This window comes from Mycobacterium talmoniae (assembly GCF_001854525.1).
GTDB lineage: Bacteria > Actinomycetota > Actinomycetes > Mycobacteriales > Mycobacteriaceae > Mycobacterium > Mycobacterium talmoniae.
In genome coordinates this window covers 1-23,066 of record NZ_MLQM01000047.1, presented here as the reverse complement: position 1 = coordinate 23,066, position 23,066 = coordinate 1, and the positions used below count along the sequence as shown (strand labels likewise).

Genomic DNA, 23,066 nt, shown 5'->3' with positions numbered 1-23,066 from the left:
GGCAAGCTGTCCGGGCCATGAGGCACTATCGATGACGTGACGTTGGTGCTGCTCTACCTGGTGGTGTTGGTCCTGATCGCGCTGGTGCTGTTCGGCGTGGCCAGTGTGCTGTTCGGTCGCGGCGAATCGCTGCCGCCGCTGCCGCGGGCCACCACCGCGACCGTGCTGCCGGCGTCGGGGGTCACCGGCGCCGACGTCGACGCGGTCAAGTTCACCCAGGTGCTGCGGGGCTACAAGACCAGCGAGGTGGACTGGGTGTTGGACCGGCTGGGCCAAGAGTTGGATCAGCTGCGCGGCCAACTGGCCGCGGTGCATGCCGCCGCGGCGGCCGGCGGCGCCGACGAGCCCGCTGGTGACGCCGAGGACGACGGGCCGGACCCGGAGTCGCCCTCGTGACCTCCGACGGGCGGGTCCGCTGCGGCTGGGCGGCCACCAGCTCCCAGCTGTACCGCGACTACCACGACCAGGAGTGGGGCCGGCCGCTGCGCGGCCGGGTGGCGTTGTTCGAGCGGATGAGCCTGGAGGCCTTCCAGAGCGGGCTGTCCTGGCTGGTCATCCTGCGCAAACGGGACAACTTCCGTCGCGCGTTCGCCGGATTCGACATCGAAACGGTCGCCGGCTACACCGACGCCGACGTGGCCCGGCTGATGGCCGACGCCGGGATCGTCCGCAATCGGGCCAAGATCGAGGCCACCATCGCCAACGCCCGCGCGGCCGACGGGGTGGACCTGTCGGAGTTGCTGTGGTCGTTCGCGCCGGCGCCGCGGCCCCGGCCCGTCGACGCCGGCGACATCCCGGCGTTCAGCCCCGAATCCACCGCCATGGCGCGCGAATTGAAGCGCCGCGGGTTCCGGTTTGTGGGGCCCACCACCGCCTACGCACTGATGCAGGCCACCGGGATGGTCGATGACCACCTGCAGGCCTGCTGGGTGCCGCCAGCGCGGTGAGACCCGCCGAGAACCGGGTCTGGTACACCTGTCGTCGCCGATAGGGAACAATGGGGGGGTGAATTTGCAGTTCAACGTCGGGAGTGGCAACGGCGGGGCACACCCGACGCCGACTAAGTCCGTGACGACGGGCCAGCTCAAATCTGGAGGGAGCACTCGATGGCGGCGATGAAGCCCCGGACCGGAGACGGTCCACTGGAAGCGACTAAGGAGGGGCGCGGCATCGTGATGCGGGTACCACTTGAGGGCGGCGGCCGGCTCGTCGTCGAGCTGACCCCCGACGAGGCTGCCGCGCTGGGTGACGAGCTCAAAGGCGTCACCAGCTGAATCCAGCTGACCGCTACCTGCACACCTTCCGGTAGATATCCACCGTCTGCTCGGCGATGTGCTCCCACGAGAATTCGTCGATACACCGTTGACGACCGGCCCGACCGTACCGCTCGGCGGTCGCGGTGTCGGCGACCAGTGCGTTGACGGCCTCGGCCAGGGCGAGCTCGTAGCGGTCCGGGTCGGTGGGGTCGTAGTGCACCAGCGACCCGGTCATCCCGTCGGCGACCACCTCCGGGATGCCGCCGACGTCGGAGGCCACCACCGCGGTCGCGCAGGCCATCGCCTCCAGGTTGACGATACCCAGCGGCTCGTACACCGACGGGCAAACGAAAACTGTTGCTGCGGATAATATCTCGCGCACCCCTCCGATCGGGAGCATGTCCCGGACCCAGAACACGCCGGTGCGCACCCGGGCCAGCGCCTCGACCGCGACGGTCACTTCCGCGGCGATCTGCGCGGTGTCGGGGGCCCCGGCGCACAGCACCAGCTGCACGCTGGGGTCGAACCGATGCGCGGCCGCCACCAGGTGGGCGACCCCCTTTTGCCGGGTGATCCGCCCGACGAACGCCACCATCGGCCGGTCCGGGTCGACGCCGAGGTCGGCCAGCACCGACTCGCCCGACTGCGGTGGGGTCGGATGCCACACCTCGGTGTCGATGCCGTTGCGCACCACGTGCACCCGGTTGGGATCCAGCGCGGGATACACCCGCAGCACGTCCTCCCGCATCCCGGAGCTGACCGCGATGACGGCGTCGGCGGCGCCCACCGCGGCGTGTTCGACCCAGGACGACACCCGGTAGCCGCCGCCGAGCTGTTCGGCCTTCCACGGCCGCAACGGCTCCAGGGAATGCGCGGTCAGCACGTGCGGGATGTCGTAGAGCAGCGCGGCCAGATGCCCGGCCAACCCGGTGTACCAGGTGTGCGAGTGCACCACGGTGGCGTCCGCGGCGGCGTTGGCCATGACCAGGTCGGTCGACAGCGTGGACAGGGCCGGGTTGGCGCCGCGCAACGCCGGGTCGGGCTGATGCACGAACACGCCCGCGCGGGGGGACCCCATGCAGTGCACGTCGACCTGGCAGAGCCGACGCAGCTGGGCGGTCAGTTCGGTGACGTGCACCCCGGCGCCGCCGTACACCTCCGGGGGATATTCCCGGGTCATCATCGCCACCCGCATACCGGAACGGTAGTTCGGCGACGATGCGGGCCGTGCAACGGCCCGCGGAGGCGGCGGACCATCGGGTTGAGCGGTGACGATGCGGGCCGGGCAACGGCCCGCGGAGGCGGCGGCGTCGACCTGCCCAATCCCCGGTTGCCCTGGCAGGGGTTTGCAGCGGCCGATAGGTTTATCCCATGAGGGAAGCGCCACATGTGCTGGGCATTGTCCTGGCCGGCGGGGAGGGCAAGCGGCTGCATCCGCTGACCGCGGACCGGGCCAAACCCGCGGTTCCCTTCGGCGGCGCGTATCGGCTCATCGACTTCGTGCTGTCCAATCTGGTCAACGCGCGGTATCTGCGCATCTGTGTGCTGACCCAGTACAAATCGCATTCGTTGGACCGGCACATCTCGCAGAACTGGCGGCTGTCCGGGTTGGCCGGGGAGTACATCACCCCGGTGCCGGCCCAGCAGCGGCTGGGCCCGCGCTGGTACACCGGGTCGGCCGACGCGATCTACCAGTCGCTGAACCTGATCTTCGACGAGGATCCGGACTACATCGTGGTGTTCGGCGCCGACCACGTCTACCGGATGGACCCCGAGCAGATGGTCCGGTTCCACATCCGCAGCGGCGCCGGGGCGACGGTGGCCGGTATCCGGGTGCCGCGCGCCGAGGCGACCGCGTTCGGCTGCATCGACGCCGACGAGTCCGGCCGGATCCGCAGCTTCGTCGAGAAGCCGCCGGAGCCACCCGGCACCCCGGACGACCCCGAGGTCACCTACGTCTCGATGGGCAACTACATCTTCACCACCAAGGTGCTCATCGACGCGATCCGCGCCGACGCCGACGACGACCACTCCGACCACGACATGGGCGGCGATATCATTCCGCGGCTGGTGGACGACGGGATGGCGGCGGTCTACGACTTCTCCGACAACGAGGTGCCCGGCGCCACCGACCGCGACCGCGGCTACTGGCGCGACGTGGGAACGCTGGACGCGTTCTACGACGCCCACATGGATTTGGTGTCGGTGCACCCGATTTTCAACCTGTACAACAAGCGGTGGCCGATCCGCGGGGCGACGGAGAACCTGGCGCCGGCCAAGTTCGTCAACGGCGGCTCGGCGCAGGAGTCGGTGGTGGGGGCCGGCAGCATCATCTCGGCGGGGTCGGTGCGCAACTCGGTGCTGTCGTCGAATGTGGTGGTCGACGACGGCGCGATCGTGGAGGGCAGCGTCATCATGCCCGGTGCCCGGGTGGGCCGCGGCGCGGTGGTGCGCCACGCCATCCTGGACAAGAACGTGGTGGTGGGACCCGGCGAGATGGTCGGGGTGGACCTGGACAAAGACCGGGAACGCTTCGCGATCAGCGCCGGCGGCGTCGTCGCCGTGGGCAAGGGCGTCTGGATCTAGACCGCCCCGCGCCGAGCGTGCAACCACGGCGGAAAATCGGCGAGAATCCCGCCACCAGCGCACGTTCGGCGTGTCACTCACCACACGTAGGGCAGCAACCGGTAGTGCACCTGCTGGGTGTACGCGCGATATCCGACGAGGTCGTTCGTGAGCATCTTCTCCTCGTCGGCGATCCGCAGCGCCAGGAACGGTACGCCGCCGACCGCACCCGCGAGCCCCCAGTAGGAACCGAGCGCCAGCGGAATGCCGACCATCATGATCACCAGGGCGAAGTACATCGGATGGCGAACCAGCCCGTACAGGCCGGTGGAAATCACGGGCTGCTCCGCCTCGACGGTGACATTGGCGGCGGCATAACTGTTCTGCGCGACGGCCAGGATGCCGAGGCCCAAACCGACCGCCAGCACTACGTCGCCGACCACCGACACGGCCGTCGGCGCGGTTGACCACCCGAACCGGTGGTCCAGGGCGCTGACGACCAGCAACGAGCCGAACGCCGCGAACAGGCCGGTGACGGCGAGCTTTTGCGCGGCGCGGGTTTCGGCTGCCGGGCCGCCGCGGATCCGCCGCTGCAGCACGGCCGGGTTCCTGGGCCCCCAGGCGAGGGTGGGGGCGACCGCCGCCACGGCGTAGATGGCAAGAAACACCCAGGCCTGCCAGTAGTCGAACGTCCCTGCGGGCCAAAACAACAGCAGGCCGAACACGACCAGGGCGAAGAATCCGTAGCCCACGGTTTGCAGGATGAGCTTCACGATCGGTTGCCTTCCGTCACCACACGTAGGGGACCAGGCGGTAGTGCACCCGCCGCCGGTACTCCTGGTAGCCGGCCAATTCCTGCCCGAGCAGTTCTTCTTCATCGCGGATGCGCAGGCCGAGCACGACGAGCCCGGGCAGGATCAGAACCAGCCCCCAATACGAGCCGAGCGCGAGCGGGATACCGATCATCAGGATCACGTTTCCGGTGTACATCGGGTGCCGCACCAGACCGTACAGTCCGGTGGATGCCAGCCGTTGGTCACTCTCGACGGTGACGTTGGCGGCCGCATAGCCGTTCTGGATGACCACCAACATGCAGACCGCCAGCCCCAGCGCAACCAGGACGTCGCCAACCAGTGACACCGTGGCCGGCACCGACGACCAGCCGAAGCGGTGGTCAAGCACACTGAGCACGACCATCCCTAGCAGCGAAAGCAACGCGATGGAGATGATGACCTTCTGCAGCAGCCTGGTTTCCGACAGCGGGCCGGCCCGCATCCGCCGCTCCAGCGCCGCAGGATTGGTCCGCAGCAAGTAGAGGCTGGGGATCCAGGTAGAAAGTGCAAACACGATCAGGAAAACCCAGCCCTGCCAGTAATGCAAGGTGCCGGCGGGCACGAACAGCAACGCGACGAACACGGCGATGCCCCAGACACTCGATAGTGTGAGTTTGCCAATGGTTTTCACGACAACCTCCCTAGTTTCGGATATCGCGATGCCGAAAAGCCGCTGATCCCAATGCAATCAGCGCCGCGTCGAGCGCCAGCAGCCACAGCAGCGGGGCCGCGTCGATGGCGCCGGCACCCACCCGCGGGATATGGGCGAACGGTTCGAGGTCCAGCAGCCACTGCGACACCCCGGACAACGACCCCAGCAGGTACAGCGCAACGAACCCGACCAGCACCCCCCAGGCCACCGGGGTGAACCGGGGAACCACGCCGAACAGCGCGACCGTCACCGCCGCCAGCAGCCACACCGCGGGCAGCTGCACCGCGGCGCTGCCGAGCACCGCGGGCAGCTTGCCGCCGACATCGCCGGCGGCCACGCCGTACGCCAGTCCGGCCACCGCACCGGCCAGCAGCAGCGCCGCGGCCGATCCGCCCAGCGCAATCACCAGATGGCTGGCCAGCCAACGGGGCCGGCTCACCGCACCGGCCAGCAGCGGCTCGGCCCGCTGGCCCGCCTCCTCCTGGTGCGGCCGCAGGGTCAACGAGATCGCGAACGCGGCGGCCACCATGCCCAGCATGGAAAACGCGACCGCGACGAAGGCCTGCTCCAGTGCGCCGGTGCCGCCCATCCGGACCACGATGTCGTGCGCGGTCCCGCTGGTGCCCAACTCGCCGCCCAGACCGTGCACAACGCTGCCGATCAGCAAGCCGTACAGGCCCAAACCCACCGTCCACAGCAGCAGCGCGCCGCGGTCCAGCCGCCAGGCCAAGCCGAAGGCGCCCGCCAGCGCGGGTGTCGCCCGGGCGGGGCCGGGACGTTCGGCGATCAGCCCGGCCCCGACGTCGCGGCGCGCCAACAGCCGGTAGGCCAGCGCGGTCAGCACGGTCGCCGTCGCGACATGCAGCACCAGCACCCACCACCGTTCGCCCGCATAGGGCCGCACCTGCAGCGACCAGCCCAGCGGGGACAGCCACGACAGCGTGCCGGAGCCGGCATCCCCGACCGCGCGCAGCGTGAACGCCGCGCCCAACACGCTAAACGCGGTGCCGCGCGCGACCCGGGCGCTCGGCGACAACTGCGCGGCCACCGCGGCGACCGCGGTGAACACCAGTCCCGAGCCGGCCAGCGCCGCCCCGAACGCCAGCGACCCGCTGGCGGCGACGTCGGTGGTCAGCAGGCCCGCCGCACCGATCACCCCGGTGGCGAGCGACGCCCCGAACCCCACCAGCAGCGCGGCGGTCAGGATGGCGTAGCGGCCCACCACGGTCGAGTCGATCAACTCGGTGCGGCCGGTCTCCTCATCGGCGCGGGTATGCCGAATCACGGTGAGAATGACCGCGACCGCGATCAGCAGATGGAACATCCCGGCTTTCCAGATGCCCACCGCGCCGAGGCTGTCGTTGTAGACCTGACCGTACAACGCGCGCTGGGCCGGGCTGGCCATGATCGAGGCCGCGAATCCGGCGCGCTGGGCCTGATCCGGGTACACCTTCGCGACGCTGCCGATGTAGACGCTGGACAGCGGCACCGACAGCAGCAACACCCACAGCGGCAGCACGACCCGGTCGCGGCGCAGGTACAGCCGCAGCAGCCCCAACGTGCCGGTGAAGCTCGAACTGCGGTGTGCCGCTTGGTGGTCCGGTCCAGGCGGCCGATCCAAGGTGGTGGTCATCGCCGGACCTCCTGGGGTGCGCGTTGGCCGTCGCCGGTGTCGTAGTGGCGCAGGAACAACTCTTCGAGCGTCGGCGGCTGGCTGACCAAGCTGCGGACCCCGGCGTCGCCGAGCACCCGGATGAGTTCACCGAGGCTGGCGCTGTCGACCTGGGCCCGCACGGTGGTGCCCTCGAAGCTGACGTCGTCCACCCCCGGAATCCGGGTGAGATCACCCGGATTCCGGGTCAGCTCGGCTTTGATCGAGGTCCGGCTCAGGTGGCGCAGGGAGTCCAACGAGCCGCTTTCCACCGTCTGACCGGCCCGGATGATGGTGACCCGTTCGCACAGCGCCTCGGTTTCGGCCAGGATGTGGCTGGACAGCAGCACCGTTGCGCCGCGGTCCCGCGCTTCCCCGACGCACTGCTGAAAGACGTTCTCCATCAACGGGTCCAGTCCGCTGCTCGGCTCATCCAACAGCAGCAGCCGGGCCCGCGAGGAGAACGCCGAAATCAGCGACACCTTCTGCCGGTTGCCCTTGGAATAGGTGCGGGCCTTCTTCTGCGGGTCCAGCTCGAAGCGGTCGATCAGTTCGGCCCGGCGCTGCTCGTCGATGCCGCCGCGCAGGCGGGCCAGCAGGTCGATGGTTTCGCCGCCGGTGAGGTTCGGCCACAGCATCACATCGCCGGGCACATAGGCGATCTGGCGGTGCAAGGCGACCGCGTCGGTCCACGGGTCGCCGCCGAGCAGCCGCACGGTGCCGCCGTCGGCCTTGACCAGACCCAGCAGGATGCGGATCGTCGTCGACTTGCCGGCGCCGTTGGGGCCCAGGAAGCCGTGCACCTCGCCCGGCCGCACCGTGAGATCGAGGCCGTCCAACGCCCGCACCGCGCCGAAGTTTTTGGTCAGGCCCCGGATCTCGATGGGGGAGTCGTTACCCGGCATTGGCTTCTCCTTGGTCGGCGTCGGATTGGGCGAGGAAGGCGTCGTACATGGTGCGGTCGGCCAGCAGGCCCTCGGTGGAGACCTCCAGGGCCGGCAGCACCATGTCTTGGGCGTAGTCGCGCAGCACCGCACGCAGATCGGTGGGGGTGTCGTGCATCTGCAGATACAGCAGGAAGCCGCCGCCGCCGGTGATCGCCAGATACTTCGCGCGGGCCTGGGGATCGCGGCTGGGCTTGACGGTGCCGGCGCGAACACCTTCGTCGAGGTACTCCGCGGTGTTGTCGATCATCCTGCGCCACAACGTCCTCGCCAACGGGCTGCCCGACTGCATACTGCGCACCAGGTAGGCCATCAGCGGCGCAAAGGACTCGATCTCGGCCAGCTGGGCGAACCAGGTGGCCGGATCGTTGGACCGGATGGCCTCGGACTTCTCCTGCCGGACCTCCTCGGCGACGTAGTCGTCGCAGGCCTGCAGCAGCCCGTCCTTGGAGCCGAAGTGGTGGATCACCAGGGCCGCGCTCACCCCGGCGGCCTCGGCGATGGTGCGCAGACCCACCCCGAAGCCGTGCTGACCGAACTGCTCGATCGCCGCATCGCGGATCCGGGCGCTCGTCGTCAGGTCGCTTGAACGCATGTTCAATAGGTTAAACGCACGTTCAATCGAGCGTCAAGCACCGACCGCGAGCAGACGCAAAAGCCCCTCATTTCGGCAGGAAATGGGGGCTTTTGCGTCTGCTCGCCGGAAGGGCGGGGGACGCTAGTCGCGGACGGCGGCCAGCAGGCCGTCGCCCAGCGGGATCAACGCCGGGGTGAGCCGTTCGTCTTCGGCGATCAGCCGCGCCGCCTCCCGCACCGCGGTCACCTCCCGGTCGTGGGCGCTCGGGTCGCCGGCGCGCCCGCCCAGCGCGGCGCGGTGCACGACGACGACGCCGCCGGGACGCAGCAGCCGCACCGCCTCCACCACATAGCTGGGCTGGTCCAGCGGGTCGGCGTCGATGAACACCAACTCGTAGGACTCGTCGGCGAGCCGGGTCAGCACCTCCTGCGCCCGGCCGCTGATCAACCGCATCCGGGACGGGCCGATCCCGGCCTCGGTGAACGCTTGCTTGGCGATCCGCTGATGTTCGGGCTCGATGTCGATCGTGGTCAACACGCCGTCCTCGCTCATCCCCGACAGCAACCACAGGCCGCTGACCCCGGCGCCGGTGCCGACCTCGACGACGGCTTTGCCGCCGCTGAGCTTGGCCAGCAGGCTCAGCAGCGCCCCGACCGCCGGTGTGACGGCGCCGACGCCGATGTCGTCGGCGCGGTCGCGGGCCGCCGCCAGGATCACGTCCTCGGTGATCGACGCCTCGGCGTGCGCGGAGATGGCGTCGGCCTGCCGGGACGAGGTCGCCTGATCGGAGGGGTGGTTGGTGCTGGCCATGCCCGCAGCGTAGGTCCAATCGGGGCCGGCGCCGAGCAGGCGCGCCCACGCACCGCGACACGCCCGAGCCGTCGTCGCCGCCGAAGCCGAGTCAAGCAGAGTATCCGCAGCGCAACGGGGTTACAAGATGGTTTCTTAGTCAATGTTCAGTGCGGGCACATAGCCGCCACACGCCGGTGCGAAATGGTAGCGGCATGGAACGTGGTCGGAGCTGGTCCGGGAATACACGCGAGCCGCATCGCGTTGGCCCGGTTGATCGGCTGCCAACCCCTGGCGCCTACGAGTTGGAGGATCCGAACATCACCACACTGATGAGTCCGGTCAGCATGTCCCATCCAGAACAGCGCCACGACGTTGACTGGGTCGAGCCGTCCGAGGAGCTGCAGGGTACTGCGGTGTTCGACGCGACGGGGGACAAGGCGACGTTGCCGTCGTGGGACGAGTTGGTGCGACAACACGCCGACCGGGTGTACCGGTTGGCCTACCGGCTTTCCGGCAACCAGCACGACGCCGAAGACCTGACCCAGGAGACGTTCATCCGGGTGTTCCGGTCGGTGCACAACTATCAGCCCGGCACTTTCGAGGGCTGGCTGCACCGCATCACCACCAACCTGTTTTTGGACATGGTGCGCCGGCGCGCCCGCATCCGGATGGAGGCGCTGCCCGAGGATTACGACCGGGTGCCCGCCGACGAACCCGACCCCGAGCAGATCTACCACGATTCCCGGCTGGGCCCTGACCTGCAGGCCGCCCTGGACTCGTTGCCGCCGGAGTTCCGGGCCGCGGTGGTGCTGTGTGACATCGAGGGTCTGTCGTATGAGGAGATCGGCGCCACGCTGGGGGTGAAGCTGGGCACGGTGCGCAGCCGCATCCACCGCGGCCGCCAGGCGCTGCGCGACTACTTGGCGGCGCACCCCGAGCACCACGACGGCGTCACCGCCGCCAGCTGAGGCCGAATCCGTCCCGGCCATGCCGTCCCGACGCGAGCCGCTCCCGCGTGTCCGGTGCGTGTCAGCGCGCTACATTCGAGGTAGTGCGCTGGCAGAATCGATCCGGAATGCGGAGAGGAGTAGGTGATGGCCGACCGGGGACAAGTGTTCCGCCGCGCGTTCTCCTGGCTGCCGTCCCAGTTCGCCTCGCAAAGCGACGCCCCGGTCGGTGCGCCGCGCCAGTTCGGTTCCACCGAGCATCTGTCCACCGAGGCGATCGCCGCCTTTGTCGACGGTGAGCTGCGGATGAACGCGCATCTGCGCGCCGCCCACCACCTCTCGTTGTGCGCCGAATGCGCCGCCGAGGTCGAGGGCCAGAGCCGGGCGCGCGCGGCTTTGCGCGATTCGCGGCCGATCAGCATCCCCAGTAACCTGCTCGGCCTGTTGTCGCAGATTCCGCACACCCCGCCGGACCCCGAGCCCTCCCAGCTGCCCGATCAGTTCGCCGACGGCGGTACGCGTGAGCGCCGCAAGCGCCGGTAGGGTGAGTCCAACCGCCGCGCTCGGGCCCGTAGTGTGCGGTTACTGCGCTCAGAAGAGGATGACGTGAGCACCAACCAGGAAACTCCCGGCCGTCACCGCCTGGAACCACGCCCCATCTACCGTCCGCCGGTCGACCCCGCGTCGCGTCAGGCGTTCGGCCGCCCCGCCGGGGTCGACGGATCGTTTGTGGCCGAGGGGCTGCGCCCGCGCAAGTACGCCGACCAGGGCGAGTTCACCCCGCACGACCTGCCGCCGGACCCGGTGCTGGCCGAAGCGTTCGGTCGCCCCGCGGCGACGACGGAGTCGCTGCAGCGCCACCCGGCCGACGCCGGCGCGCTGGACGGCGACAAGGACCGCGACCTGCTGGAGGAGCCCGACGACCCGTGGCGCGATCCGGGCGCCGGAGCCGCGTTAGGCACCCCGGCGCTGGCACCGCCGCCGGCCCGGGTCAGCGGCACCCTCGACAAGCTCGGGGTCCGCGACGTGTTGTTCGGCGGGCGGGTGTCCTATTGGGCGCTGGCGGTGCTGGGCGTTCTGGCCCTGCTGATCGGGTTCGTCGGTGGCTGCTTCGGCAGCAAATCGGCCGAGTACGTGGAGGCGCTGACCAAATCCAAGGTGACGTTGTCCACCGCCGGCAACGCCGAAGAGCCCGCCGGCCGGTTCGCCAAGGTCGCCGACGCGGTGGCCAATTCGGTGGTCACCATCGAGGTGGTCAGCGACGAAGAGGGCATGCAGGGTTCCGGGGTGGTGATCGACGGCAAGGGCTACATCGTCACCAACAATCACGTCATCTCCGAGGCGGCGCTGAACCCGGGCAAGTTCAAGATGACCGTGGTATTCAACGACGGCAAAGAGGTGCTGGCCAACCTGGTCGGTCGCGACCCCAAAACCGACCTGGCGGTGCTCAAGGTCGACAACGTCAACAACCTGACGGTGGCCCGGCTCGGCGACTCCGACAAGCTGCGCGTCGGGGACGAGGTGCTGGCCGCGGGGGCGCCGCTGGGGCTGCGCAGCACCGTCACCCACGGCATCGTCAGCGCGCTGCACCGCCCGGTGCCGCTGTCCGGGGAGGACTCCGACACCGACACCGTGATCGACGCGGTGCAGACCGACGCCTCGATCAACCACGGCAACTCCGGTGGCCCGTTGATCGACATGGACTCCAACGTGATCGGGATCAACACCGCCGGTAAGTCGCTGTCGGACAGCGCCAGCGGGCTGGGGTTCGCGATCCCGGTCAAAGAGATGAAGACGGTGGCCGAAACCCTGATCCGCGACGGCAAGATCGTGCACCCGACGCTGGGCGTCAACGTGCGGTCGGTGAGCAACGCGGTGGCCTCCGGCGCGCAGGTCGCCAACGTCAAACAGGGCAGCCCGGCGGAGAAGGGCGGCATCCTGGAAAACGACGTGATCGTCAAGGTGGGGGACCGCAACGTCGCCGACGCCGACGAGTTCGTGGTCGCGGTGCGGCAGCTGGCCATCGGGCAGGACGCCCCGATCGAGGTGGTCCGCGAGGGCCGGCACGTCACGCTGACGGTGACCCCCGCGGCGGGCCCGGAGGGCTAAGTGTTCGCCAACGTCGGCTGGGGCGAAATGCTGGTGTTGGTGGTGGTCGGGCTGGTGATCCTGGGCCCCGAGCGGCTGCCCGGCGCGATCCGGTGGAGCGCCAACGCGCTGCGGCAGGCCCGCGACTACCTGTCCAGCGCGACCAGTCAGCTGCGCGAGGAGATCGGCCCGGAGTTCGACGACCTGCGCGGGCCGCTCAGCGAGCTGCAGAAACTGCGCGGGATGACCCCGCGGGCGGCGCTGACCAAACATCTGCTCGACGGCGACGACTCGCTGTTCACCGGCAGCTTTGACCAGCCGACGGCGCCCCCGCCGGTCAGCCCGGCCCCGCCGGCTCGCCCGGAGGCCCCGCCGGGCAGCCCGGCCCCGTTCGATACCGACGCGACCTAAGCCGACCTAGGGCCGCGAGCAGACGCAAAGGCACCCCGAAACCGCCCGTTTGGGGTGCTTTTGCGTCTGCTCGCCGCGGTTACTTGGGGGTCGGGGCCACGCCCAGCGACATCCCGGCCAGGCCGCGGCGGCGCGACGCCAGCGTGTCGGCGATGGAGCGCAGCTCCTTGCTGACCGCCGCGTCGGGGTCGGCCAGCACGATCGGGACGCCGCGGTCACCGGCCTTGACGATCTCCGGATCCAGCGGGATCTGGCCCAGCAGCGGCACCTCGGCGCCGACGGCGCGGGACAGCCGCTCGGCCACCTGCGCACCGCCGCCCTCGCCGAACACCTGCAGCGTCGACCCGTCGGGCATCAGCAGCCCGGACATGTTCTCCACCACCCCGGCGATGCGCTGGCGGGTCTGCAGTGCGATGGCCCCGGCGCGTTCGGCCACCTCGGCGGCGGCCAGCTGGGGTGTGGTCACCACCAGGATTTCCGCGCCCGGGATCAGCTGCGCCACCGAGATGGCGATGTCGCCGGTGCCCGGCGGCAGATCCAGCAGCAGCACGTCCAGGTCACCCCAGTACACGTCGGCCAGGAACTGCTGCAGCGCGCGGTGCAGCATCGGGCCCCGCCACACCACCGGGGTATTGCCCTGGGTGAACATCGCGATCGAGATCACCTTCACCTCGTGGGCGATCGGCGGCAGGATCATCGACTCGACTTGGGTGGGCCGCTCGGTGGTGCCCATCATCCGGGGGATGGAGTGCCCGTAAATGTCGGCGTCGAGCACCCCGACCGACAGCCCGCGGGCCGCCAGCGCCGCGGCCAGGTTGACGGTCACGCTGGACTTGCCCACCCCGCCCTTGCCGGACGCGACGGCGTACACCCGGGTCAGCGAGCCGGGCTGGGCGAACGGGATCACCGGTTCGGCGGCGTCGCCGCGCAGCCGTTTGCGCAGCTCGGTGCGCTGCTCGTCGCTCATCACATCCAGGGTGACGGTGACCGCGCCGGTGCCCGGAACGTCGGTGACGGCCCGGGTGACCCGCTCGCTGAGCTCGGCTTTCATCGGGCACCCGGCGATCGTCAGGTAGATCCCCACGTTCACTTCGCGGTTGGGGCCCACCTCGATGCCCTTGACCATGCCGAGTTCGGTGATCGGGCGCCGCAGCTCGGGGTCGATCACCTTGGCCAGCGCGGCGCGGATCGCGGCGGTCAGGTCGGGGTCGGTATCGCGAGGCTCAGACATCACCGCCGAGTCTAGGCGCCCGCCCGTACCGGTCAGTAGTGACCGGCGTCTTGGGCGCAAGCGTCGGACTTCAGTCCGGGGTGAGCCCATCCCGCTTTTCGGCGGGCGGAGCCCGCCGTTTAGAGTGGGCGGGTTTGTCCGTCGATGTACTGCTTATTGATCGACAAGGGTGCGCCTCGGCAGGAGACCGCGAAGTGGGACGGCGACCAGAGGTGGTCGCGTATGCGGGCACGGACACGCGCGCCGGTGGACTCGCGGCGCACGGCGTGGGCGGCGCGGCTCTTGGGGTGCTGCGCCAGGGCCGATACCGCCGCGGTGGGTGGATAGGCCACTGGCAGGTGAACGTGGTCGGCCTCGCCGTTGAATTCGTTCAGGTCGATGTCGAGTTCGGCGCACACGCTGCCCGTGATGTGTTCGGCGTAGCTGAGCATGGCGTCGTTGAACACCTTGCGCTGGTAGTTGGTCACGGATACGAGGTGGGTGTGCAGCAGCGACACGCTGTGCCGGGCGCGGCGGTAGGTCTGCATTGTCGGTGGGCTCTTCTACGGTGTCGGTATGCAGATGCGTTATCGGTATCGCATCGATCCGACACCGGCCCAGCAGTCGATGCTGGCGCGGGTGTTCGGATGTTGCCGGGTGGTGTTCAACGACGCGCTGCGGGTGCGCGCCGAGGCCTATCGGGCGGGGGTGAAGTTGTCGGACAGCGAGATCCAGCGCCGGGTGATCACCCAGGCGAAGACCACCGAGGCGCGGGCCTGGTTGTGCGAGGTGCCCAGTGTGGCGTTGGTGCAGTCGGTCAACGACTCCCGCCGCGCTTGGCGCAACTTCTTCGACTCGACCAGCGGGAAACGCAAGGGCCGCAGGGTCGGCCGGCCCCGATTCAAGTCCCGCAAGGATCACCGGCAGTCGTTTCGGCTCACCCGCAACGGATTCAGCCTGAAGCCCAACGGCCGGTTGTTTGTGGCCAAGGTCGGCGAAGTGCGGGTGCGGTGGTCACGGGAGTTGCCCAGCGTGCCGTCGAGCGTCACGATCATCGCCGAACCGGGCGGTCATTTCTATGCCAGTTTCGTTGTCGGCGTGCCTGCCACACCGCTGCCGGCGGTGCAACGCGAGGCCGGGGTGGATGTGGGGATCACCCGGTTGGCGACCATCGCGGCAACAGATGGGCGGCGCACCGACATAGCGAATCCGAAGCATCTGGATCGCAAGCTGCGCAAGCTTGCCAGGTTGGAGCGGGAGACGTCCCGCCGGCAGAAAGGATCGAACAACAGGGACAAGTCGCGGCGCAAGGTCGCGGTCGCGCACAACGAGGTCGCTCGTGCGCGGCGGGACTATCACCACAAGCAGGCTTTGGCGTTGGTTCGCGAGAACCAAGTGATCCACGTCGAGGATCTCAACATCGTGGGCATGGTCAAAAACCGTCGCCTCGCTCGGGCGATTTCAGATGCGGGGTGGGGCCAGTTCGTGCGGATCATCGGCGAGAAAGCCGACCGCTACGGGCGCACCCTACACACGGTGTCCCGGTGGTTACCGTCGAGCAAAACCTGCTCAGCATGCGGGCATCGGCTCGACGAACTGCCGCTGCAAATCCGGCAGTGGACGTGCCCGGCGTGCCGAGTGGTCCACGACCGCGACCACAACGCCGCCAAAGTCATTCTCGCCGCCGGGCGGGCGGAGAGACGAAACGCCTGTGGAGCCCCGCTAAGTCCTCCCACCACTCGGGAGGCACAGGGCGATGAAACAGGAAGCACCCCAACCGCGGCATAGCCGCGCGGGAATCCCCGCCATTCAAGGCGGGGAGCACGTCAACGCGTAGGCCGTCCACAGCCCGACACGCGGGTCTCCGACGCCCAGATCGACGCTGGCGCGGAAAAGTGCGCGAAGGCATCACGCTGGCGTCGACCTCGGCGAGCGTGACCCCGGTCACCGCGTTTTCGCGATTAGCCGCCTGCGCTGCGAGAATCACCAGGTGAACTTCCGCAATGTCGCCATCGTCGCCCACGTCGACCACGGCAAAACCACCCTGGTCGACGCCATGCTGCGACAGTCCGGCGCGCTGCACGTCCGCGGTGACGACGCCAAAGAACGCATCATGGACTCCGGGGATCTGGAGCGCGAAAAGGGCATCACGATCCTGGCCAAGAACACCGCGGTGCATCGCCACCACGGCGACGGCACCGTCACCGTCATCAACGTGATCGACACCCCCGGCCACGCCGACTTCGGCGGCGAGGTGGAACGCGGGCTGTCCATGGTCGACGGGGTGTTGCTGCTGGTCGACGCCTCGGAGGGCCCGCTGCCGCAGACCCGGTTCGTGCTGCGCAAGGCGCTGGCCGCGCACCTGCCGGTGATCCTGGTGGTCAACAAGACCGACCGGCCCGACGCGCGGATCGCCGAGGTCGTCGAGGAGAGCCACGACCTGCTGCTCGATGTTGCGTCCGACCTCGACGACGAGGCGCAAGCGGCGGCCGAGAAGGCGCTCGACCTGCCTACGCTCTACGCCTCCGGCCGGGCCGGCATCGCCAGCACTACCGAACCGGCCAACGGCGAGAACCCCGACGGCGACAACCTGGATGCGCTGTTCGACGTCCTGCTCGAGCACATCCCGCCGCCGCAGGGTGATCCCGAGGCCCCGTTACAGGCGTTGGTCACCAACCTCGACGCGTCGTCGTTCCTCGGTCGACTGGCGCTGATCCGGATCTACAAGGGCCGCATCCGCAAGGGTCAGCAGGTGGCCTGGATGCGCGAGGTGGATGGCCATCCGGTGATCACCACCGCCAAAATCACCGAGCTGCTGGTCACCGAGGGCGTCGAGCGGACCCCCACCGAGGAGGCGACGGCCGGGGATATCGTGGCGGTCGCGGGTATCCCCGAGATTATGATCGGCGACACGCTGGCCGATCCGGACCACGCCCACGCGTTGCCGCGCATCACTGTCGACGAGCCGGCGATCTCGGTGACCATCGGCACCAACACCTCCCCGCTCGCGGGCAAAGTCTCCGGCCACAAGCTCACCGCGCGGATGGTGAAGTCGCGGTTGGACTCCGAACTCGTCGGCAACGTGTCGATCAAGGTTGTCGACATCGGCCGGCCCGACGCCTGGGAGGTCCAGGGCCGCGGTGAGCTGGCGCTGGCGGTGCTGGTCGAACAGATGCGTCGCGAGGGCTTCGAGCTGACGGTCGGCAAGCCGCAGGTCGTCACCCAGACCATCGACGGCAAGCTGCACGAGCCGTTCGAGGCGATGACCATCGACTGCCCCGAGGAGTTCGTCGGCGCGATCACCCAGCTGATGGCCGCCCGCAAGGGACGTATGGAGGAGATGACCAACCACGCCGCCGGCTGGGTGCGGATGGACTTCATCGTGCCGAGCCGCGGCCTGATCGGTTTCCGCACCGACTTCCTCACGCTGACCCGCGGCACCGGTATCGCCAACGCCGTTTTCGACGGCTACCGGCCGTGGGCGGGCGAAATCAAGGCGCGGCACACGGGGTCGCTGGTTTCGGACCGCAGCGGGTCGATCACCCCATTCGCCATGATCCAGCTGGCCGACCGTGGCCAGTTCTTCGTCGAACCCGGCGAGGACACCTACGAGGGCCAGGTGGTGGGGATCAACCCGCGCGCCGAGGATCTCGACATCAACGTCACCAAAGAGAAGAAGCTGACCAACATGCGGTCGTCGACCGCCGACGTGATGGAGACGCTGGCCCGGCCGCTGGAGCTCGGCCTGGAGCAGGCAATGGAGTTCTGCGCCGAGGACGAGTGTGTGGAGGTGACCCCGGAGGTGGTGCGGGTCCGCAAGGTGGAGCTCGACGCCAACTTGCGGGCGCGGGCCCGGTCCCGCGCCAAGGCTGGCGCCGCGCCGCGCGGGTGACGTTAAGGACGCCCACGGCCTCACGAACCGCCCCCGATACCCTGATGGGCGTGCCGAGACCCGACCACCGCGCCCGCGTGGCGCTGGGCGCGCTGGTGTCGACGTTGCTGCTGACCATGTCGGCGTGCACGGTCAACCCGCCGCCGGCCCCGCAGAGCAGCGAGACGTCGAAGAGCACGGTGCCGCCGCCGCAGCGGATCAACCAGATCATCGTCGGCATCGACTGGATCGGGGCCGGCTTCAACCCGCACCTGGTGTCGGACCTGTCGTCGGTCAACGCGGCGATCAGCGCGTTGGTGTTGCCCAGCGCGTTTCGCCCGATTCCCGACCCCGCCACCGCGACGGGGTCGCGTTGGGAGATGGATCCGACGCTGCTGGTGTCGGCGGCGGTGACCTCCCAGAATCCGTTCACGGTGACCTACAAGATCCGGCCGGAGGCGTCCTGGACGGACAACGCCCCGATCGCCGCCGACGACTTCTGGTACCTGTGGCAGCAGATGGTCAGCCAGCCCGGGGTGGTCGATCCCGCCGGCTACGACCTGATCACCTCGGTGCAGTCGGTGGAAGGCGGCAAACAGGCGGTCGTGACGTTCGCCCAGCCCTACCCGGCGTGGCGGGAGCTGTTCAGCAATCTGCTGCCCGCCCACATCGTCAAGGACGTGCCGGGCGGCTTCCCGGCCGGGCTGGCCCGGGCGCTGCCGGTCACCGGCGGCCAATTCCGGGTGGAGAACATCGACCCGCAGCGCGACGCGATCCTGCTGGCCCGCAACGACCGGTACTGGGGTCCGCCGGCCAAACCGGATCTCATCTTGTTCCGCCGGGCCGGCGCCCCGGCGGCGCTGGCCGACTCGATCCGCAACGGCGACACCCAGGTCGCCCAGGTGCACGGCGGTTCGGCGGCGTTTGCTCAGCTGTCGGCCATCCCGGATGTGCGCACCGCCCGGATCGTGGCCCCGCGGGTGCTGGAGCTGGCGCTGCGGGCCAACCAGCCCAAACTGGCTGACGCCCAGGTCCGCAAGGCGATCCTGGGGTTGCTCGATGTGGACCTGCTGGCCGCGGTCGGGGCCGGCAGCGACAACACCGTCACGCTGGATCAGGCGCAGATCCGGGCGCCCAGCGACCCGGGTTACGTGCCGACCGCGCCGCCGGCGATGACCACCGCGGCGGCGCTGGCGCTGCTGCAGGCCTCCGGGTATCAGATCGAGAAGGACGCGCCGCCGGCGTCGGTGCCGCCCCCGTCGGGGGCACCGGCCACCCCGGCGGAGTCCCACGCCCCGGAGGTCACCCGCGGCCGGGTCAGCATGGCCGGCGACCAGCTGTCCTTCGTGATCGGGGTGGCGTCCAACGACCCGACGGCGGTGGCGGTCGCCAACACCGCCGCCGACCAGCTCCGCAACGTCGGCATCGCGGCCACCGTGCTGGCGCTGGACCCGGTCAAGCTGTACCGCGACGCGCTGACCAACAACCAGGTGGACGCCATCGTCAGTTGGCGCCAGGCCGGCGGGGATTTGGCGACGCTGCTGGCCTCGCGCTACGGCTGCACGGCCCTGGAGGCCACCGCGGTGTCGACGCCGGGTGCGGAACCGACCACCACCACGTCGTCGTCGACGCCGCCGACGCCCGCCGCGCCGACGCACACCCCGACGAAACCGCCGGCCGGGGCGCTGGTGCAGGCCCCGTCGAACGTCACCGGCATCTGTGACCGCAGCCTGCAGTCCAACATCGAGGCGGCACTCAACGGCAGCAAGGACATCGACGAGGTGATCACCGCGGTCGAGCCGCGGCTGTGGAACCTGGCGACGGTGCTGCCGATCCTGCAGGACACCACCATCGTGGCCGCCGGGCCCAGCGTGGCGGACGTCAGCCTGTCCGGCGCGGTGCCGGTCGGCATCGTCGGCGACGCCGGCGACTGGTCGAAAACCCCCTAACCACCCGGCGGGCGCGGGATCACCGTGTCGACGATCGCGATCAGTTCGCGCCGGGTCGGCGGCGCGCCGTTGAGCTGCACATGCTGGTTGATCAACGCCGGCCCGATCCGCGCGGTCAGCGGGGTGAGGGTGCCCGCGTCGATCTCGCCGGCCCGCACCCCGGCCTGCAGGATCGATTCGATGATCGCGAGCCGCGGCGCCACCACCGCATCGGCGAAGATGGACCGCAGTTCCGGTTCGTGGAAGACCTCGCCGATGATGGCCAGCCCCGGGAACGCGGTTTTGCCGGCCAGCACGTCCCGGTGCGCAATGAACACCGCCAGCAGATTGTCGCGCGCCGACCGGTCGGCCCGCGGTTCCGGCAGCGGCGGCAGCGCATACTGCAACGCCGCCTGCACCAGGTCGTGCTTGCTCGACCAGCGCCGGTACAGCGCGGCTTTGCCGGTGCGGGCCTGGGCGGCAACCCCTTCCATGGTCAGCCGGCCGTATCCGACGGCGGTCAACTCGGCCAGCGTCGCGTCATACAGCGCGCACTCGAGTTCTTTGCCGCGCCGACGGCTGCGGACGGGGTGCGGGACGACATCGGCGTGCGCGGACATGCCCCGATAGTAGCCGCGGGCGCCGCGCAAGGAACGCTGGCGGCTACTACGGGCGGAATTGTCGGCGCGGAGTAGTGTTTTGCGGATGTCGTCGCACCCCCGGCTACTGTTCGTACACGCCCATCCCGATGACGAGACGCTGACCACCGGCGCGACCATCGCGCACTACGCGGCCCGCGGCGCCCAGGTGCAGGTGGTGACGTGCACGCTCGGTGAGGAGGGCGAGGTCATCGGCGACCGCTGGGCCCAGTTGGCGGTCGGCGCCGCCGACCAGCTCGGCGGTTATCGCATCGGCGAGCTATCGGCGGCGTTGCGGGCGCTGGGCGTGCCGGCGCCGATCTTTCTGGGCGGAGCGGGCCGCTGGCGCGACTCGGGCATGGCCGGGACGCCACCGCGGGGCCGGCCGCGGTTCGTCGACGCCGACGAGGGCGTGGCGGTCGGCGCGCTGGTGGCGATCATCCGCGCGCTGCGTCCCCACGTCGTTGTCACCTACGACCCCCGCGGCGGGTACGGCCATCCCGACCACGTGCAGACCCACCGGGTCACCACCGCCGCCGTCGCCGCCGCGGCCGACGGCGCCGGTGCGGGTGAGCCGTGGTCGGTGCCGAAGTTCTACTGGACGGTGATGTCGGCGGGCGCGATCGAGGCCGGGCTGCAGGGGCTGCGCCCCGCCGATCTGCTGCCCGAATGGGTCCACACACCGGACGGCGAACTGGATTTCGGGTACCCCGACGACCGGATCGACGCCGTCATCGAGGGCGCGGAGGTGCTGCCGGCCAAGGTGGCGGCGATGTCGGCGCACGCCACCCAGGTCAGTGTCGGGCCCACCGGCCGGGCATTTGCCCTGTCCAACAAGGTGGCGCTGCCGATCCTGGCCAGTGAGCACTACGTGTTGGCCGCCGGGGTGGCGGGGGAGCGCGACGCGCGCGGCTGGGAGACCGATCTGCTGGCCGGCCTCGATCTAGGGGCGTCGTAGCCCGGATTTACCCACCCGAGCCGACGACATGGCAGACCGCACGCGGTAGGCTCCCGGACGCAGGCAGCCCACGGAAGGTATTGGCATGGATCCCGACCTGGACCCCAACTTGGAGCACTGGCAGTACTGGATGGACAGCTATCAGTGGGTGGTGGGTTCGTTGGTTGCGCAGCTGGACAGCATGCCGACTTGACCGTTGCCGAACCACGCGCCGGGTCGGCTGACGACACCGGCGCCACCGATCGGGGGTTCCGGTTCGTCGTGCTGACGCTGCTGGGGGTCGACGGCGTGCTCTCCGCGGTGACCGCGGCGCTGCTGCTGCCCAGTTATATCGGGCGGTTCCCGTTTCCGATCAGTGCCGTGGTCAGCGGGGTGGTCAACGCGGTCCTGGTGTGGGCCGCCACCCACTGGACGAAATCGCTGCGGCTGGCCGCGGTGCCGTTGTGGACCTGGCTGCTGACCGTGGCCGCGATGACGTTTGGCGGCCCCGGCGACGACTTCATCTTCGCCGGGCGCGGGGTGATGGCCTACGGGGCGCTGTTAATGATCGTGGTGGGCGCCGCGCCGCCGGCCGCGTTGTTGTGGTGGCGCCGCTACCGCAGACCGCTCAGGGGATGAGGCCCAGCAGCAGGCCACCGAGGTCCGAGCCCAGCTCCGAGAGCGGGCTGAAGTCGAACAATCCGCCCAAATCACCCAGTGCGCCGGCGTCGAACAGGCTGCTGAGGACGTCGGTCGCGGCGGTGGCGTCGGTGAAGCTGCTCGCGGCGTCCAGCAGTCCGTCGGTGCTGAGCGCGAGCGGCGGGAACGGCGGCAAGAAGTGCAGCACCCAGTTGATTTGATCGGTGATGAAGGTGTTGAACGCCGCCGCCGTGTCGGCGCCGAAGTTGCTCAGCCCCTGGAAGAAGCCGACGCTGCCGTCCAGCACATCGATCGTGTTGAACAGCCCGCTCTGCACCACCGACTCGCCCAGGTCGTAGAAGATGGTGAGCTGCGGCGCCAAGAGCCCGACGAAGGGCACCCAGCCCACCGCCCACTGGGCAACGGTGACGCCGTAGCGCACCCACGGTTCGACGGTGAGATAGAGATTTTCGATGGCGTCACCGATCGACGTGGCAATCGAGGCCGGGGCGGTTATCGCGGCGTCGGCGACGACGCCGGGATCGAATTGTTGCGCGAGGCCCACCACCGGGTCCAGCAGATCCATCCCCAGGTCCTGCACCGCCGCGGACAGTGTCGCCGCCGGATGGGCGAGCTGGACGGTGGGCGGCGTGACCGCAGGGGCCAGCAGCACCGCGGTGGCGGTGACGGCCGCGGCGGCCGGCCTGATGAACGACGGAACGGAAACGCGGTCGGACATGGGCGTGAATGTACCGGGACGGCGGGCGGGATCGTTGGTGCATCGCCGACGCGGATGCCGGGCCGCCCGAGTGCCCCCGCGCCCACCCGGCGGCGCAACGCTGGCGCTACTGTGGATCAACATGGCAGGCGCACGGGTCTCAGATTGTCGGGCCGCGCGGATGAAACGCGGCCGGACGGAGGTTACACCCACGTGCCGCTGACTCCAGGTGACGAGCCGACCATCCTGCCCGCCCCGGTCGTGCCGCCCAGACCCAGCCCGTCGGCGCTGCGCCGGGTGCTGCGCCGCGCCCGCGACGGTGTGGTGCTCAACGCCGACGAGGCCGCCCTGGCGATGACCGCCCGCGGCGATGACCTGGCCGATTTGTGTGCCAGCGCGGCACGGGTCC

25 protein-coding genes are annotated in these 23,066 nt (G+C 69.6%); 14 read left to right on the top strand and 11 right to left on the bottom strand.

Annotated features, from left to right (window positions below):
* The first annotated feature begins 36 nt into the window (after nucleotides 1–36).
* The 3 genes from BKN37_RS11155 to BKN37_RS11145 all read left to right on the top strand — a co-directional run bounded on the left by BKN37_RS11155 (nucleotide 37) and on the right by BKN37_RS11145 (nucleotide 1,274).
* On the top strand, nucleotides 37–396 hold the full coding sequence (locus tag BKN37_RS11155; protein ID WP_071025588.1) for a DivIVA domain-containing protein: 360 nt from the start codon (nucleotides 37–39) through the stop codon (nucleotides 394–396).
* A complete protein-coding gene (locus BKN37_RS11150) occupies nucleotides 393–947 on the top strand; it encodes a DNA-3-methyladenine glycosylase I (RefSeq protein ID WP_071025585.1) in 555 nt (184 codons plus the stop codon). The genes BKN37_RS11155 and BKN37_RS11150 overlap by 4 nt, the downstream gene beginning before the upstream one ends.
* A gap of 159 nt (nucleotides 948–1,106) precedes the next feature.
* The gene (locus tag BKN37_RS11145; protein WP_003406247.1) at nucleotides 1,107–1,274 is read left to right on the top strand and encodes a DUF3117 domain-containing protein; all 168 of its coding nucleotides are present in this window, start codon (nucleotides 1,107–1,109) and stop codon (nucleotides 1,272–1,274) included.
* A 13-nt stretch (nucleotides 1,275–1,287) separates the two neighbouring features.
* On the opposite strand, the gene glgA is transcribed toward BKN37_RS11145, so the two are convergent.
* On the bottom strand, nucleotides 1,288–2,451 hold the full coding sequence (glgA, locus tag BKN37_RS11140) for a glycogen synthase (RefSeq protein WP_071025582.1): 1,164 nt from the start codon (nucleotides 2,449–2,451) through the stop codon (nucleotides 1,288–1,290).
* Nucleotides 2,452–2,627: 176 nt separating this feature from the next.
* Here glgA and glgC point away from each other — a divergent pair, with 176 nt between their 5' ends.
* The gene (gene glgC / locus BKN37_RS11135; RefSeq protein WP_071025577.1) at nucleotides 2,628–3,842 is read left to right on the top strand and encodes a glucose-1-phosphate adenylyltransferase; all 1,215 of its coding nucleotides are present in this window, start codon (nucleotides 2,628–2,630) and stop codon (nucleotides 3,840–3,842) included.
* A gap of 77 nt (nucleotides 3,843–3,919) precedes the next feature.
* Here glgC and BKN37_RS11130 read toward each other — a convergent pair whose 3' ends face one another.
* The 6 genes from BKN37_RS11130 to BKN37_RS11105 form a co-directional block, all read right to left on the bottom strand.
* Nucleotides 3,920–4,594 (bottom strand): methyltransferase family protein, encoded by a 675-nt coding sequence (locus tag BKN37_RS11130; protein WP_071025574.1) that lies wholly within the window; start codon nucleotides 4,592–4,594, stop codon nucleotides 3,920–3,922.
* A gap of 16 nt (nucleotides 4,595–4,610) precedes the next feature.
* Nucleotides 4,611–5,285 (bottom strand): methyltransferase family protein, encoded by a 675-nt coding sequence (locus BKN37_RS11125; RefSeq protein WP_071025570.1) that lies wholly within the window; start codon nucleotides 5,283–5,285, stop codon nucleotides 4,611–4,613.
* A 10-nt stretch (nucleotides 5,286–5,295) separates the two neighbouring features.
* Nucleotides 5,296–6,939 carry an ABC transporter permease gene (locus BKN37_RS11120; RefSeq protein WP_095407055.1) on the bottom strand — a complete coding sequence of 548 codons (1,644 nt, stop codon included), beginning with the start codon at nucleotides 6,937–6,939 and terminating at the stop codon, nucleotides 5,296–5,298.
* Entirely contained in the window at nucleotides 6,936–7,862 is a 927-nt protein-coding gene (locus BKN37_RS11115; RefSeq protein WP_071025566.1) for an ABC transporter ATP-binding protein, read from the bottom strand. Before BKN37_RS11115 ends, BKN37_RS11120 begins: the two co-directional genes overlap by 4 nt.
* A complete protein-coding gene (locus tag BKN37_RS11110) occupies nucleotides 7,852–8,496 on the bottom strand; it encodes a TetR/AcrR family transcriptional regulator (RefSeq protein WP_071025563.1) in 645 nt (214 codons plus the stop codon). The genes BKN37_RS11115 and BKN37_RS11110 overlap by 11 nt, the downstream gene beginning before the upstream one ends.
* Nucleotides 8,497–8,619: 123 nt before the next feature.
* Complete coding sequence (locus BKN37_RS11105; protein ID WP_071025560.1) at nucleotides 8,620–9,288, bottom strand: O-methyltransferase; 669 nt, start codon at nucleotides 9,286–9,288, stop codon at nucleotides 8,620–8,622.
* Between the two features lie 194 nt (nucleotides 9,289–9,482).
* Between BKN37_RS11105 and sigE the strand changes: the two genes are divergently transcribed.
* The 4 genes from sigE (at nucleotide 9,483) to tatB (ending at nucleotide 12,716) form a co-directional block, all read left to right on the top strand.
* Complete coding sequence (gene sigE / locus BKN37_RS11100) at nucleotides 9,483–10,238, top strand: RNA polymerase sigma factor SigE (protein WP_071025557.1); 756 nt, start codon at nucleotides 9,483–9,485, stop codon at nucleotides 10,236–10,238.
* Between the two features lie 126 nt (nucleotides 10,239–10,364).
* Nucleotides 10,365–10,760 carry an anti-sigma E factor RseA gene (gene rseA, locus BKN37_RS11095; protein WP_071025554.1) on the top strand — a complete coding sequence of 132 codons (396 nt, stop codon included), beginning with the start codon at nucleotides 10,365–10,367 and terminating at the stop codon, nucleotides 10,758–10,760.
* A gap of 63 nt (nucleotides 10,761–10,823) precedes the next feature.
* Entirely contained in the window at nucleotides 10,824–12,326 is a 1,503-nt protein-coding gene (gene htrA / locus BKN37_RS11090) for a serine protease HtrA (RefSeq protein WP_207547232.1), read from the top strand.
* Nucleotides 12,327–12,716, top strand: coding sequence for a Sec-independent protein translocase protein TatB (gene tatB / locus BKN37_RS11085; protein WP_071025548.1), 390 nt, complete (start codon nucleotides 12,327–12,329; stop codon nucleotides 12,714–12,716).
* A 79-nt stretch (nucleotides 12,717–12,795) separates the two neighbouring features.
* Here tatB and BKN37_RS11080 read toward each other — a convergent pair whose 3' ends face one another.
* On the bottom strand, nucleotides 12,796–13,947 hold the full coding sequence (locus tag BKN37_RS11080; protein ID WP_071025545.1) for an Mrp/NBP35 family ATP-binding protein: 1,152 nt from the start codon (nucleotides 13,945–13,947) through the stop codon (nucleotides 12,796–12,798).
* 119 nt (nucleotides 13,948–14,066) lie between these two features.
* Entirely contained in the window at nucleotides 14,067–14,474 is a 408-nt protein-coding gene (tnpA, locus tag BKN37_RS11075) for an IS200/IS605 family transposase (RefSeq protein WP_071025542.1), read from the bottom strand.
* Between the two features lie 28 nt (nucleotides 14,475–14,502).
* Here tnpA and BKN37_RS11070 point away from each other — a divergent pair, with 28 nt between their 5' ends.
* The 3 genes from BKN37_RS11070 to BKN37_RS11060 all read left to right on the top strand — a co-directional run bounded on the left by BKN37_RS11070 (nucleotide 14,503) and on the right by BKN37_RS11060 (nucleotide 19,746).
* Nucleotides 14,503–15,714, top strand: a complete 1,212-nt coding sequence (locus tag BKN37_RS11070; protein WP_071025539.1) for an RNA-guided endonuclease InsQ/TnpB family protein — start codon at nucleotides 14,503–14,505, stop codon at nucleotides 15,712–15,714.
* 202 nt (nucleotides 15,715–15,916) lie between these two features.
* On the top strand, nucleotides 15,917–17,818 hold the full coding sequence (gene typA, locus BKN37_RS11065) for a translational GTPase TypA (protein WP_071025535.1): 1,902 nt from the start codon (nucleotides 15,917–15,919) through the stop codon (nucleotides 17,816–17,818).
* A gap of 44 nt (nucleotides 17,819–17,862) precedes the next feature.
* Nucleotides 17,863–19,746 (top strand): ABC transporter family substrate-binding protein, encoded by a 1,884-nt coding sequence (locus tag BKN37_RS11060; protein ID WP_071025532.1) that lies wholly within the window; start codon nucleotides 17,863–17,865, stop codon nucleotides 19,744–19,746.
* Here the strand turns inward: BKN37_RS11060 and BKN37_RS11055 are convergent.
* Entirely contained in the window at nucleotides 19,743–20,345 is a 603-nt protein-coding gene (locus BKN37_RS11055) for a TetR/AcrR family transcriptional regulator (RefSeq protein WP_071025529.1), read from the bottom strand. The two genes, BKN37_RS11060 and BKN37_RS11055, sit on opposite strands and share 4 nt — an antisense overlap.
* Nucleotides 20,346–20,430: 85 nt before the next feature.
* On the opposite strand from BKN37_RS11055, the gene mshB reads away from it, so the two are divergent.
* Both mshB and BKN37_RS11045 read left to right on the top strand, forming a co-directional pair.
* Complete coding sequence (mshB, locus tag BKN37_RS11050; protein ID WP_071025526.1) at nucleotides 20,431–21,321, top strand: N-acetyl-1-D-myo-inositol-2-amino-2-deoxy-alpha-D-glucopyranoside deacetylase; 891 nt, start codon at nucleotides 20,431–20,433, stop codon at nucleotides 21,319–21,321.
* Nucleotides 21,322–21,510: 189 nt separating this feature from the next.
* Nucleotides 21,511–21,939: a hypothetical protein gene (locus tag BKN37_RS11045; RefSeq protein WP_071025523.1), complete on the top strand. Its 429-nt coding sequence runs from the start codon at nucleotides 21,511–21,513 to the stop codon at nucleotides 21,937–21,939.
* Here BKN37_RS11045 and BKN37_RS11040 read toward each other — a convergent pair.
* A complete protein-coding gene (locus tag BKN37_RS11040; RefSeq protein WP_071025520.1) occupies nucleotides 21,929–22,678 on the bottom strand; it encodes a hypothetical protein in 750 nt (249 codons plus the stop codon). The two genes, BKN37_RS11045 and BKN37_RS11040, sit on opposite strands and share 11 nt — an antisense overlap.
* Before the next feature lie 192 nt (nucleotides 22,679–22,870).
* Between BKN37_RS11040 and BKN37_RS11035 the strand changes: the two genes are divergently transcribed.
* A partial coding sequence (locus tag BKN37_RS11035; protein WP_131823568.1) for a hypothetical protein occupies nucleotides 22,871–23,066 on the top strand: 196 nt, incomplete at its 3' end.